This is a genomic window from Nocardiopsis valliformis DSM 45023, from assembly GCF_000340985.1.
Lineage (GTDB): Bacteria > Actinomycetota > Actinomycetes > Streptosporangiales > Streptosporangiaceae > Nocardiopsis > Nocardiopsis exhalans.
Genome location: NZ_ANAZ01000004.1, coordinates 266,774 through 279,708, shown reverse-complemented (window position 1 = coordinate 279,708; position 12,935 = coordinate 266,774). Strand labels below are relative to the sequence as shown.

The following is a 12,935-nucleotide window of genomic DNA, read 5'->3' as shown; positions in this document are numbered from 1 at the left end:
AACAGGATGAAACACCCGCAGCGCTCCTCAACTGCGCCTTGGTCCGGCACCGGCCAGGGGTCACCGCGGGTAGTGCCGCGTTCACCGGCCCGGGGACCACAGGCCCAGGAGGGTCCTCAGATGGCGGGGGGACGGGTTGCCGTGGGCGAGCATAGCGTCGTGGATCCGGCCCACCGGCTCGTCCGGGCGGGCCTCGGCCAGGTCCCGGGCGATGTCGGAGACCTCGACGTAGCCGACGTAGTACGAGGACAGCTGGGCGCTGGTGAGCAGAGCGCGCCGCCACTTGCCGACCGCCTCGCCCTCCTCCTGGTGGCCGCGCTCGGTGAGCAGCGTGATCGCTTCTTCCTCGGTGATGTCCCCGGTGTGCACGCGCACGTCCAGGATCGCGTTGAGGATGGCCCGCAGTCGCATCTTGAGCTGGACCATGCGCAGCGCGAGGTTGGCGCGGCGGGTGTCGGGGGTGCTCTCCCCGGACCACCCGTGTGCGGCCAGGACCTGCTCGGAGTGGACCGCCCAGCCCTCGATGAAGGTGCCGCTCATCAGGACCGAGCGCACCCGGGTGTGTCCCCGGTGGCGGGCGGCATGGGCGAGTTGGAGTGCGTGGCCGGGCAGTGCCTCGTGGGCTATCAGGTTGCGCAGCATGCCCGCGTTGTACTCGCGCAGGAAGGAGTTCTGGCGCTCGACGGGCCAGTCCCCGGGCGGCGGGGCCACGGCGATGAAGGTCGGCTGACGCCGAAGGCGTTCGTTTGAGGGTGGTGGCGGGAGACGGGTGGGCTGCGAGTGGGAGTTCGGGTCCAGCGGCCCGGGCGGGTCGCAGTAGGCGACCGCCACACCGCGGCGGGAGACCGGCATCGGGATGATGCTAACCGGGTCGTCGTAGACCGTGGCCAGGTCCAGTTCCCGGACCCGGGTGTACAGGTGCTCCAGGGCGTCGATACAGGCCGGGACGACGCCCTCGGGGGCGAGGGTGAACTCGTCGGCCAGGGCGGAGAGCACCTCGGCGACCTGCCCGGGACGGCGGGGCTCGTCCGTGTACTCGGCGGCGGCCTCGGCGATGGCCTCCTCCGTGGCCAGGAGGTCGCTTTCGGCGCGCACCAGCAGCGCGTCCGGGGAGAGTTCGGAGTCCAGGGTGTACCAGAGCTGAGCGGCGAACTGGCGGGCGCCCAGGCGCGGGTCGGCGGTGGCGAACTCTAGTTCGGTGCGCAGCCAGGAGGTGTACTCCTCCAACGCGGCCAGGGCGGCCGTGCGCGCGGGCTCGACCCCGGCGGCGTGTTCGGGGTGCTCGGCGGCCAGGGCGGGCACGGCCTCGGAGAGCATCGTGCGGGCGCCCTCGAGCTGATCCAGGGCGGTCTCCACGTGCACGCGGGGCATACCGGGGCCCTCGGAGAGGCGGTCGCGCGCGGTCTTCAGGTAGGCGGGCAGGGCGGCACAGCGCGCGGCCAGTGCCTCCAGGCGTTCGGGGACCGGGAGGGTGTCGCGCTCCAAGAGCGCGTGGACGGCCTCGCCCGGTGAGTGGTACAGCGGGTCCCAGGTGTGCGGGCGCAGCTCAGCGGTGTGCCACAGGTCCGCGCTGATCCTGGTCCGGAGCATCTCCAGGTCGACCTGGTCGTCGGCGGAGATGAGGTCGGCGTCGATCTCGTCCAGCGAACCGAGGGCGTCGGTGAGCACGTCGACCCGGCGGGCGTCGGCCTCCACCGAGTAGTCGGTGAGCCGGTGCGCCCCTCGGGTGTCCCCCAGACCCAGCGCCCACTCGGGGGCGTCGGCGAGAAGTGAGTCGAGCACCCGCTCGGCCACCTCTCGGAACCGCCGGGTCATCTCTGCCGCGTCAGGCTGGGAGGAAGAGCTCATCCCGCCATGATGCCAGCCGGCCCGGCACGCTCGGAACGGTTTCGGGCAGCACGAGGACCCGGTTCCCGCTGTGCGGGAACCGGGCCGTGCTCTGTGCGGGACCCCGGCCCGGGACAGATCCTGGTCAGCGCCAGGAGTTCTGGCCCCCGGTGGAGGTGGGCTGCTGCCCGGCCACGCCCTCGGGGTCCCCCACCGTGATCGCGTGCTCGACGAGGGTGATGAGCGTCGACTTGGTGGAGGCCTTGTCACGGGCGTCCACCTGGACGATGGGGATCTCCGGGCTGAGCGTCAGCGCATCCCGGACCTCGTCGGCGGCGTGGGGGTAGTAACCATCGAACCCGTTGATGCCCACGATGAAGGGCAGACGCGCCTCTTCGAAGTAGTCGATCGCGGGGAAGCAGTCGGCCAGGCGACGGGTGTCCACCAGTACGACCGCACCGATGGCACCCTTGACCAGGTCGTCCCACATGAACCAGAACCGGTGCTGTCCGGGGGTACCGAACAGGTACAGGATCAGGTCGGAGTCGAGGGAGACGCGACCGAAGTCCATGGCGACGGTCGTGGTCTGCTTGTCCGGCGTCTTGGCGAGGTCATCCACCCCCACGCTGGCGCTGGTCATGACCGCCTCGGTCGTCAGCGGCACGATCTCGGAGACGGAGCCAACGAATGTCGTCTTCCCGACACCGAAGCCCCCGGCGACGACGATCTTGACCGACGTCATCGCGTTCCCCCCAGCACCGCCTTCCTCGGCTGGGCTAGAGCTTGCGAAGTCCACTGAGCACCCTTTCAAGCAGGTTGGTGTTGGGGCGAGCTTCGTTGTTGAGCGAGGACCTGATCTGGACCAGTCCCTGCTCGGACATGTCCGCCACAAGCACCCGCGCCACACCGAGAGGCATCCGCAACAGCGCGGAGATCTCCGCCACGGATCGCCATTCCCGGCACAGGTCACTGATCGCCTGCCATTCAGGCGTCAGTGTTCCTGACTCGTTCCGAGCCGCCGCGGTGGCCGAGATCAGCGCTTCCAGTGGAAGCTGAGACTTCGGCTTCGTACGGCCCTTGGTGACCGCGTAGGGACGCACCAGCGAACTGGGTGCGCTGCCCGGCGCGGGTCGTTGGTCATACGGTTGTTGGATTGGTCGAGGAACATCTCCGCCGCCCGGCACAGCTGGCATCCCTCCTGTGGGGGGATGGCCCGGCTGTTGTCCGAACCACGAGGCGCTCCCGGCATCTCTACTGTGAGGTGCCACCACTTCCTCCTGTCGGTGGTGGATCAGTGGATTCCCGAGGTGCGCGCCGTTGGTGTCAGCGCCCGCCCCGCCCGCTCGACGAGCAGGGTCATCTCGTACGCGACCAGACCCAGGTCGCTCTCGGCCGCCGCGAGGACCGCGAGGCAGGAGCCGTCGCTGATGGCCATGATGAGCATCAGCCCCCGCTCCATCTCCACGACGGTCTGGGCGACCGCTCCACCCTCGAACACCCGGGCAGCGCCCTGCGTCAGGCTGGACAGACCAGAGGCGATAGCCGCCAGCTGGTCGGCCCGGTCTGCCGGGAAGCCCGCGGACGAAGCCAACGGAAGGCCGTCTGAAGAGACGACAATCGCGTGGGCGACATCGGGCACCCGGTCGGCAAAGTCAGTGATCAACCAGTTGAGTTCATTCACCTGTCGACTCATCTGATCTCCTGTCCAAGTTCGCCGGTCGATCTGTTGGCACTGCTACCGCCGGCACGGCATGTGACAGCACTGCCTTTGCGAACTACCCGGCCCCTCCCGTGGGGGGCGGGAGTCTGGTGTTCCGCTCTTGTGGAGCGTTGGGTGTGGTGCGTCCGAGAAGCTCGGTAGATGCTATTGCATCCGGCTTCCAGGAATAAGAGGGACCCCGTCCCACCACTGGCCACTTGGGTCACTCCTCCGTCGAACTGTCGCCGAGCCGGTTCCGACCGTCGCGGACACCCTTCTGGAAGCCCGAGAAGCGGTTGCGGACTCGGTCCGCGCTCCGGGTGGGCATCTGCTTGAAGTTCTCCGGCTTGGGTGCGGTCCCCGGAACAAGGTTTGCCTTGGGAACTCGTTTTGGCAAGCCCGAGGTGGTGAGACCACCGGCGAGCGGTTCGGCCGCAGTGCGCGCGGCCTTCCAGCCGCGGTCCGCCGCGGAGTTCCACTCCTGCTCCGAACGCGGGTTGGGCTCGGGCTGCTGGACAGCGTCCTGACGGGGGCTCTGGGCCTCCGGCTGGGGCGCTTCGGGCACCTGCGGGATCGGACCGGTCTCGGTGGTGTCCACGGTGGGACCACCGGAGCGGCGCTTGAACCAGTTGGACTCGATCGCGTCGAAGATCGGCAGCGAATCCGCGCCCTCGCCCGCCGGGGTCGGCGGTACGACGGTGTTGTTCGGGCCCTGTGCACCACCGTAGCGGCGCGAGAGGTAGGCCGTGGAGCCGTAGCCCTCCCGGGAGTCGCCGCCCCCGGTGCGCCAGTTCCCGGTGTCGTTGGGTTCGGGCTGCTGGGGCTGCTGAGCCTGCTGGGGCTGCTGCGGGGTCTGCGGAGCCTGCTGGGCTCCAGTGTCCCACGCGGAGACCGCCGGGAAGGTCTCGGTGTTGTCGTCACGGCGGACCGGGGCCGACGGGCTCCCATACTTGCCGCTATCGAACGAACCGGTGTCGTAGGACCCGGTGCTGTGCGTACCGGTGTCCTGAGAACCCGTGCCGTAGGACCCGTTGGTGTGGGATCCGGTGTCGAAGGCGCTGCTCTGCTGCGCACCGGCGCCGAAGGCGTCGTAGGAGTCCGACTCCTGACGCTCAGCCTCGGTGGGCCGGCGGAAAGCCCCCGTGTCCGACGGCGGGCGGCTGAAAGCTCCCGTGTCGGGGGTACGGCGCAGCGATCCGGTGTCCGGGGCCTGGAACGAACCCGTGTCGGAGTTCCGGGGCGCGGGGTCGAACAGACTGCGCCCGGTCGGCTCCTGCTGGGGCTGCTGCGGCTGCTGCGGCTCGTCCTCCTCCGGAACGTCGTAGGGGTCCACGACGGAGCCGGAGTTGTCGGTCACGCCGTTGTTGGGCGAGAGCCCCGCGGCGCGGTTGGGAGCCTCCCAGACCGAACCGGTGCTGGTGGTGTTCCACAGGTCCTGGCCGCTGGGCGGGTGCTCGTCCGTGCGACCGCCGCCGGGCTTGCGCTTGGGCAGGCCGCCCAGGTCGCTGGCCACGGCACCGTTGTCCTGGGTCTGCCAGGGGTCGGCGGGCTCGTCGACCGCCGGGCTGGCCGCGAAGGCCGCCTCGGCGTCCGCGTAGGTGTCCGGAGCGCCCGCGGAGAGCTCGGGCCGGGTATCGGCCCCGCCCAGGGCGTGCTGACCCTCCACCGGGGTGATGAGCAGGTCCGGCGGGAAGACGACGCTGGCGGTGGTACCGCCCCCGTGCGCTTCCTTGAGGCTCATGCGGATGCCGTGGCGGTGCGCCAGGCGCGAGACCACGAACAGACCCATGCGGCGCGAGACCGCGACGTCGATGACCGGCGGGGCGGCCAGGCGGGCGTTGACCGCCGCCAGGTCCTCCGGGGCCATGCCGATGCCGCTGTCGGTCACGTCGACCTGCACGGCTCCGTTGTCCAGGATCTTGGCACCGACCTGCACCTCGGTGTCATGGGGGGAGAACGCGGTGGCGTTCTCCACCAGCTCGGCGACGAGGTGGATAACGTCGTTGACCGGGCGGCCGAGCACCGAGATGTGCGAGGGTGCGCGCACGTTGACGCGCTCGTACTGCTCGACCTCGGAGACGGCGCCGCGGAGGACGTCGACCAGCGGGACGGGCTGGGCCCACTTGCGGGTGTTGTCCTGGCCGGACAGAACCAGCAGGTTCTCGTTGTTGCGACGCATACGCGTGGCAAGGTGGTCCAGCTGGAAGAGGTCGGAGAGGCGGTCGGCGTCCTGCTCGGACTGCTCCAGACCGTCGATCAGACGCAACTGCCGTTCCACCAGGGTCTGGCTTCGGCGGGAGAGGTTGACGAACATCGCGTTGACGTTGCTGCGCAGCGCGGCCTCGTCGGACGCCAGGGTCAGGGCGACGCGGTGGACGTCGTCGAATGCGCGGGCCACCTCGCCAATCTCGTCCTGGGTATCGACCTCGATCGGCGTGACCTTGACGGTCTCGGGGACCGCTCCGGCCTCCTGCATCCGGTTGATGGAGTCCGGCAGATCGCGCTCGGCGACCCGGCGGGCACCGTCCTCCAGGGTGCGCAGCGGGCGCACCAGGGAGCGGACCACGAGGGAGGTCAGGATGAAGACGGCCAGGAGCACGCCCGCGACCAGGAGAAGGTCGATCACGGTGCGGAACAGAGCCTGGTCACGCAGTTCGTTGGCGTCGTCGGCGATGCCCTCGGCCAGGGTCGACTCGACCGTCTGGAGGCGGTCCAGCGCGGTGTCGGCGATGGCCGCGTAGTCAGCGGGGCCGTCGTTGGGCGTGACCCCGGTGAGGGGGTCGTTGCGGTCCGCGCGGTACATGACACGCATACGCATGGTGGAGACCTGGCTGACCTCGAGACCGGTGAAGTTCTCGTCGAAGACCGCGCGCTGCTCGGGCGAGGCGGCCTGGATGAAGTTCGAGATCTCGTTCTCGTAGCGGGCCCGGCTGGAGTCGATGGCCTCGGAGATACCGCCGGTCATCGTGTTGCGGGCCAGCGAGTGGCCCATCAGCGCGGTCTCGTAGGAGAGCTGGTCGCGGGCGTTCGACAGCGCGGTGAGAGCACGGACGCTCTCACGCAGTTCGGTGTCGTTGGTCTCGTCCGCGATCGTCTGGTTGAAGTCCGACAGCGATCGGGCGATCGTCCGGTACTTGGTGACGACCGGGAGGACCGTGATGCGGGTGTCGTCGACCTCGGCACGCAGGGCGTCCAGAGTGGCGAGCTGGCTGCTCATCGCCGAGAGGCGGGTCTGCGCGAGGTCGCCGTCCATCTCGCCCATGTCCTCGAGCTGGGCGTTCAGGGTGATCTGGAGATCCTTGGTGGCGTCGCGCTGGTTGTCCATCTCCTGGCGGAGGTCGTCCGAACGCCGGCTCGGGTCCGCGTTGTCGGAGATGTAGACGGCGCTGGCCGTGCGCTCGCGGCCCAGCTGGTTGGCCAGGTCCACGATGAGGACACCCACTTGGGCTCTGTCCTCGATGTGCGCGTGGGTGACCGTGGAGACCGAAGCCTCGTAGACCCGCAGACCACCGAGCGCCAGCGCTACGGCAGTGGGGATGACGATGAGGGCCACCAGTCGGGAGCGTACCCGCCAGTTACGTGGCCGCCACCAGTTGGCTCTGCGCCGGGGCGTGGCATCGGCGTTATCGGCCTGCGCTGCCTCGCTCTGCGCGCTGGCCCCGTTTTTCGTCGCTCGTGTCGACACGGACCCTCGCAACCTTTCGTGTCACCGCCTCGAACGGCTGTTGAACCCAGGGATCGGAACCGCTCCAGACCGGAAAAAAATCGGTATAGACCACAGTGGTCCACCAGAACATGAAGCGGTGGGAATGTGGGGAGATGTGAAGACTGTCCGCCGGACTCGCCTGGGAGGAGAGGCGCCGCGCACCGACACTGTCGTGGTGCACGTGCGTTGCATAGCGTACCAATGGGCGAGAAGGGCTCGCTTCGGCCGATTGATGCCGATCAAGCAAGATCATCTGCGGTCAGCCGCGACCATAATGCCCACCCTGCCCCCATTATTCCCAACCTCCCAGGTCAGGACAGGGGACCGAAAACCGCCCGGACATTGAGGTAACTATTTGGACACACCCCCAGCTTCCCCTCCAACAGTGCCTCTCCGTGACATCGTGACATGACGTATACGCAGGTCCTGAGGGGGAAGCGGAAATGCGCACCTCGTCGCGCCCAGTTTCAACTACACAGAGCAACGGCAAAGTCGCCCAAGGCTCTCTTCGCAGTTCACGCCAGTTCGACGCGGTACGTCGTATTTCGGTCAACGCTCTGCTCCCGTTGAGTACCGCTCTGTTGTTCACGCTCAGCTCCGCGTCCCCCGGAACCGCGGAGGTGAAGGAACTGGACACGCTGCGTGTGGAGTTGGCCCAGGCCCGCGCGGAGGTGGCCGCGCTCCGGGAGAACGCCACGGAGCGGATCCGGGAGTACGAGGAGGAGAGCGCCCGCCTCACGGAGCTCACCGGGGAACGGGAGGCGGCCGACTCCCGCGCCGAGGCCGCGGGCGAGCGCCACGAAGGCAGCAGGCTGGGCGCGGCCCGGCAGGCCGCGAGCGCCTACAAGGGCGCCGACCTGAGCCTGATGCAGGCCTGGATCTCCCCGGAGGGGCCCTCCCTGGCCCTGGAGCGCGGCGCCTACCTCACGCTGTTCGGCGAGCACCGTTCGGCCCACCTGGCCCGGGCCCAGGCCTCACAGGTCGCCACGGACACCCTGGCCGAGGCGGCCGAGAACGCGGAACAACAGCAGGCAGAGGCGACCGAGGCCGCCGACGCCGCCCGCGAGGCGGTCTTTGAGGCCATCGACGCGCAGGAGAAGCGGACCAAGGAACTCCTGGACCGGCAGACCCTGCTGGAGGAGGCCCTGGCCCGGACGCGGGACCCCGAAGACGAGGAGGAGCGCCGCGAGGCGACTCTGCTCGACGCCCGCGCGGCCGCCCCGGACGCGGTGGCCGCGGAGACAGAAACCGTCGAACCCGAGGTGCGCCCGGCCGAAGGCGAGGCGGACGACCACGCTGAGAGCACCGGCGGCTGCAGCGGCGGGAGCACCGGCGGCTACGAGAACGGGAAGATCCCGGACACCGTGCTCTGCCCTCTCCCGCAGCCGGGCGAGCAGCTGCGCGCCGACGCCGCGGTGGCCTTCATCGAACTCGACGGCGCGTTCCGGTCAGAGTTCGGCCGCCCCATGTGCGTGACCGATTCCTACCGGCCCTACCACGAGCAAGTCCGGCTCTTCCAGGAGATGCTGCCCGGGATGGCGGCCAGGCCCGGCACCAGCGCGCACGGACTCGGTATCGCCGTCGACCTGTGCGGCGGGGTGAACCAGCTCGGCACCGCGGAGCACCAGTGGATGCTCGACAACGGCCCCTCACACGGGTGGGACAACCCGGACTGGGCCCGGAACGGTTTCGAGCCCTGGCACTGGGAGTTCACCCCCTGACCGTGGGAACCGCCGCCGTCCTGGGTTCTCGGGAGGCCCTGTTCAGACCTGGGAGCCGACCCTGACCTCGTAGGTGCCCAGCTCCCCGGCGTCGACGAAGAGTTCGTCGTCCTCCGCCAGAGCGGGCGTGATCACCGGCAGCAGAGCACGGATCCGGCCCGGCCCCGAGACCAGCCACTGGTGGGCGGGGTCGACCAGGCCGCGGCCGTTCTCCAGGTCGTCCACCGATGTGCTGAGTTCGATCGGCCGCATGCCCCTCCCTTCGTCGAAGGTCAGCACCGGGCCCAGGGTCAGCTGGACGGGCCGCTCCTCCTCGTCCAGCCACAGACAGGCGGGGGTGTAGGCGACCGCGCGCACGTCTCCCGCGGTCAGCGCCGCCACACCCACACAGGCGGTACGGGCCTCGGGCAACACGGCGTCGTCGACGCCCTGCACCAGTTCTGGATGGATCTCGAGTTCACGGTCTCCGACCCGCACCGGCACCAGCGCCGCGGGGTCGACCGGGGCACACATCCGCGCCTCGGGTTCGACGATGATCTCGCTGGCGGCTTGCAGACACGTCTGGAGCGCGTTGTCCATGGCGTGGTACCCGGCGTCCAGCAGTTCGCCGAGGCTCTCCGGCCCGGGGTAGCCCAGCACGTCACCGTCGTCCAGAGCGCCGACGCGCTTGCCTCCGCCGCTCGGCGACAGATAGGTGACCCAGCGCAATGTTCCTTCTTCCCTCTGTCCGTGATCTTGCTACCAGAGGCGCGATCGGCGCCTGGGGTTCCAGTGGCACCGCGCCTCTGGTAGCAAGATCATGGCGGATGGCGCGGGTCAGAAAGCGGCGAGGGGGCTGTGTTCCTTGCCGGTTCCGGCGCAGCCGCGGCAGGGTTCGTCGATCCGGTGCCAGACGACCAGCCCGTTGCCGTCCCGGTGCGGCCGCTCCGGCCGCCACCACCCCGTCCCAGCGCAGAACCGGCACTCGACCCCGTCCCGGTCGCACCATCCGCACGCGGAGATGGCGCACCTGGTGTGTGTCGGTTCCCGTGTCGGGTCCATATGCTCCCACCGTCTCCCGCGAACGCCCGCGAAATCGTGACCAGCCTTGCACAGGCAGTACACGGGAGTCCAGCGGGGACAGTGGGGCGAATGTCCGATTCATCGGGCTTGTCCGGTACGGGGTACCGGCTCCGGACCCTCTCCCTGGCCGGGGCCGGAAGCTTTCCGGACATACTCCGAATCGACCTCAAGCGGTGTCGCGCACCACCAGGTGGGTCTCCAGCAGGACCGTCTCGGACTCGGCCGTGCGCGGGATCGCCACGTCCACGAGCAGCCGCGCCATCTCCTGACCCATCTTGACCGTGGGCTGGTGGACAGTGGTCAGCGGCGGGTCGCTGTGCTGGGCCATGAGGGTGTCGTCGAACCCGACCAGGGCGATGTCCTCGGGGATGACCAGGCCGCGTTCGCGCAGGACGCGGATGGCGCCGACGGCCATCATGTCCGAGGCCACGAAGACCGCGTCGGGGTCACCGCCCTGATCGAGTAGGCGGACCATGGCCTCCGCGCCGCCCTCCACACTGAAGTCGCCCTGGACGATAAGGCGTTCGTCGACCTCGCGTCCGGCCTCGGCCATGCTGTCACGGTAGCCGCGAAGCCGCTCCACACCGGCGTTCATGTCCTGGGGGCCGGTGATGGTGGCGACCCGCTGATGCCCGGATTCCAGCAGGTGGCCGGTGGCCGCGCGGGCTCCACTGAAGTTGTCGATGTCCACGCAGTAGGGCGCGGGCTGGGACGGCGAGTAGGGGCGGCCACCGTGCACCACGGGCACCCCGGACTCAGCCAGGAGCACGGTGAGGGGGTCGTCCCGGTGCAGGGATACCAGCAGCACGCCGTCGACGTGCGACCCGCTCAGGTACTCGCCCACCCGTTTGTGCTCGGTCTCGCCCCGGGCGGTGGTGAGCATGAGCTGGAGGTCGCGTTCGTGCAGGACCGAGCTCGCTCCGCGGATGATGTCAGCGAAGAAGGGGTCTGCCAACAGGCGGTCCCGTGACTCGGAGACGACCAGCGCGATCGTGTCGGTCCGCCGCGTGACCAGGGTGCGCGCCGCCTGGTTGGGGCTGTACCCCAGTTCGGCGATCGCGGTGTGTACGGCCTCTCGGGTACGTGGGCTGACCTGGGGCGACCCGTTGATCACCCGGGATACGGTGCCGCGACCGACCCCGGCCCGTTCCGCCACCATCTCCAGGGTCGGTCGCTGCCGACCGCCGCTCTTGGCCACTAGGAGGCTCCTTGGACGTCGTGCCGCCGGATGACCGGACGGCATGTGTTGTGTGTGGGCGGGCGCGGGCCCGCCGTGAACGCGTGTGGGGCGCCCCAGTAGGACGCCCCACGAACACTCGTGGACTACCGCTCGGGGAAGCGGCTGGTCCGCGCCAGTTCCGCGTACCAGTGCCCAGTGTCCTTGATGACGCGTTCCTGCGTCTCATAGTCCACGTGCACGATCCCGAACCGGCGGGAGTAGCCCCACGCCCACTCGAAATTATCCAGAAGAGACCAGGCGAAGTAACCGCGCAGGGGCACTCCGGCGTGGACGGCCTCCTTCGCGGCCCTCAGGTGGCCCTCGTAGTAGGCGGTGCGGTCGGGGTCGTGGACGGCGCCGTCCTCGCTGACAGTGTCCTCGAACGCACAGCCATTCTCGGTCACGTACAGGTCGATACCGCCGCTCTCCCCCGCCAGGCGCTGGAGGACGTCGTACAGGCCGGTGGGGTCAATCTCCCAGCCCATGTGGGTGACGGGCAGCCCCTGGGAAACGTGCACCTCGTCAGGGCCGGCACCGAGCCAGGCCTCGCCCTCGCCGCTGACCAGGGCGGGGTCGATGCCCTTGGCCGAACCCGCGACGAACTCGGGCGAGTAGTAGTTGATGCCGAGGAAGTCGAGCGGCACGGAGATCGTGGCCAGGTCCCCGTCCTTGACGAACGAGAAGTCGCTGATGTCGGCGAGGTCCTCGACGACGTCGGCGGGGTAGGCGCCCTTGAATAGGGGGTCGGTGAAGATGCGATTGCGCACGCCGTCCGCGCGGCGGGCCGCCCGGGTGTCGGCGGCGTTGGCCCCGTGCGGTCGGATGACCGCCTGGTTGTGGGCCAGACCGACGACGGAGGGGTGGCCGGTGGAGCGGATCGCCTCGGTGGCCAGGCCATGGCCGAGCAGCAGATGGTGGGTGGCGGCCAGGGCCGCGGCGGCGTCCCTGTGGCCGGGTGCGTGGTGGCCGTTCTCGTAGCCGAGGAAGGCCGCGCACCAGGGTTCGTTGATGGTCATCCAGTGTTTGACCCGGTCGCCGAGGGCTTCGGCGACGACCTTGGAGTAGTCGGCGAAGCGCAGGGCGGTGTCCCGGGCGGGCCAGCCGCCTGCGTCTTCCAGGGGTTGGGGCAGGTCCCAGTGGTAGAGGGTCGCCCAGGGCTGGATGCCCGCTTCCAGGAGGCTGTCGACCAGGCGGTCGTAGAAGTCCAGTCCGGCCTGGTTGACCGAGCCGGTGCCGTCGGGGACGACGCGCGGCCAGGCGATGGAGAAACGGTAGGCGCCGAGGTTGAGCCGCTTCATCAGGGCGACGTCTTCGGCGTAGCGGTGGTAGTGGTCGTCGGCGGGGTCACCGGTGTCCCCGTTGAGAACCTTGCCGGGGGTCTCGGCGAAGGTGTCCCAGATACTGCGGCCTCGACCGTCGGCGGTGGTGGCGCCCTCGATCTGGAAGGAGGCGGTCGCCGCCCCCCAGAGGAAGCCCTCAGGGAAATCGTTCGGGTTGCTCACTGCTTCGGTACGCACCTTCCGTGGCGGGTGGACATCGTTTGGGAGCGCTCCCATTTACCGAAGCAGACCCCTACTCGCAAGTCAACGGAACGAAGTGCGCCCGCAACCCAAACGTTACCGGACCCCGGGAGTCCGCTCCCCTCGGAAACGGCCCCGGCGAGACTCCCCCGCCGGGGCCGTCCACGGGTTCGGACGACTA

The 12,935-nt window shown here is 69.4% G+C and carries 10 protein-coding genes; 1 reads left to right on the top strand and 9 read right to left on the bottom strand.

Features of this window, described 5'->3' with window-relative positions; all coding sequences use genetic code 11:
* Positions 1-81: 81 nt before the first annotated feature.
* The 5 genes from D457_RS0105840 to D457_RS0105820 form a co-directional block, all read right to left on the bottom strand.
* The gene (locus D457_RS0105840; protein ID WP_017579708.1) at positions 82-1,815 is read right to left on the bottom strand and encodes a DUF885 domain-containing protein; all 1,734 of its coding nucleotides are present in this window, start codon (positions 1,813-1,815) and stop codon (positions 82-84) included.
* 157 nt (positions 1,816-1,972) lie between these two features.
* The gene (locus D457_RS0105835) at positions 1,973-2,569 is read right to left on the bottom strand and encodes a GTP-binding protein (RefSeq protein WP_017579707.1); all 597 of its coding nucleotides are present in this window, start codon (positions 2,567-2,569) and stop codon (positions 1,973-1,975) included.
* 34 nt (positions 2,570-2,603) lie between these two features.
* Entirely contained in the window at positions 2,604-3,020 is a 417-nt protein-coding gene (locus D457_RS0105830; RefSeq protein ID WP_239646021.1) for a DUF742 domain-containing protein, read from the bottom strand.
* A 98-nt stretch (positions 3,021-3,118) separates the two neighbouring features.
* Positions 3,119-3,520, bottom strand: coding sequence for a roadblock/LC7 domain-containing protein (locus D457_RS0105825; RefSeq protein WP_014909276.1), 402 nt, complete (start codon positions 3,518-3,520; stop codon positions 3,119-3,121).
* Positions 3,521-3,749: 229 nt separating this feature from the next.
* Positions 3,750-7,079, bottom strand: coding sequence for a sensor histidine kinase (locus tag D457_RS0105820; protein ID WP_026116374.1), 3,330 nt, complete (start codon positions 7,077-7,079; stop codon positions 3,750-3,752).
* A gap of 719 nt (positions 7,080-7,798) precedes the next feature.
* On the opposite strand from D457_RS0105820, the gene D457_RS0105815 reads away from it, so the two are divergent.
* The gene (locus tag D457_RS0105815; protein ID WP_239646020.1) at positions 7,799-8,953 is read left to right on the top strand and encodes a D-alanyl-D-alanine carboxypeptidase family protein; all 1,155 of its coding nucleotides are present in this window, start codon (positions 7,799-7,801) and stop codon (positions 8,951-8,953) included.
* A gap of 42 nt (positions 8,954-8,995) precedes the next feature.
* On the opposite strand, the gene D457_RS0105810 is transcribed toward D457_RS0105815, so the two are convergent.
* The 4 genes from D457_RS0105810 to D457_RS0105795 all read right to left on the bottom strand — a co-directional run bounded on the left by D457_RS0105810 (position 8,996) and on the right by D457_RS0105795 (position 12,736).
* A complete protein-coding gene (locus tag D457_RS0105810; protein WP_017579704.1) occupies positions 8,996-9,661 on the bottom strand; it encodes a hypothetical protein in 666 nt (221 codons plus the stop codon).
* Positions 9,662-9,769: 108 nt separating this feature from the next.
* Positions 9,770-9,994 (bottom strand): hypothetical protein, encoded by a 225-nt coding sequence (locus D457_RS36905; RefSeq protein WP_017579703.1) that lies wholly within the window; start codon positions 9,992-9,994, stop codon positions 9,770-9,772.
* A gap of 187 nt (positions 9,995-10,181) precedes the next feature.
* Complete coding sequence (locus D457_RS0105800; RefSeq protein WP_017579702.1) at positions 10,182-11,213, bottom strand: LacI family DNA-binding transcriptional regulator; 1,032 nt, start codon at positions 11,211-11,213, stop codon at positions 10,182-10,184.
* 125 nt (positions 11,214-11,338) lie between these two features.
* Positions 11,339-12,736 carry a GH1 family beta-glucosidase gene (locus D457_RS0105795; protein WP_017579701.1) on the bottom strand — a complete coding sequence of 466 codons (1,398 nt, stop codon included), beginning with the start codon at positions 12,734-12,736 and terminating at the stop codon, positions 11,339-11,341.
* Between the last annotated feature and the right edge of the window lie 199 nt (positions 12,737-12,935).

Coding starts and splice junctions, on each gene's coding strand:
- D457_RS0105840 (WP_017579708.1), bottom strand. CDS start 1,815: ATGACCCGGCGGTTCCGAGAGGTGGCCGAGCGGGTGCTCGACTCACTT.
- D457_RS0105835 (WP_017579707.1), bottom strand. CDS start 2,569: ATGACGTCGGTCAAGATCGTCGTCGCCGGGGGCTTCGGTGTCGGGAAG.
- D457_RS0105830 (WP_239646021.1), bottom strand. CDS start 3,020: ATGCCAGCTGTGCCGGGCGGCGGAGATGTTCCTCGACCAATCCAACAA.
- D457_RS0105825 (WP_014909276.1), bottom strand. CDS start 3,520: ATGAGTCGACAGGTGAATGAACTCAACTGGTTGATCACTGACTTTGCC.
- D457_RS36905 (WP_017579703.1), bottom strand. CDS start 9,994: ATGGACCCGACACGGGAACCGACACACACCAGGTGCGCCATCTCCGCG.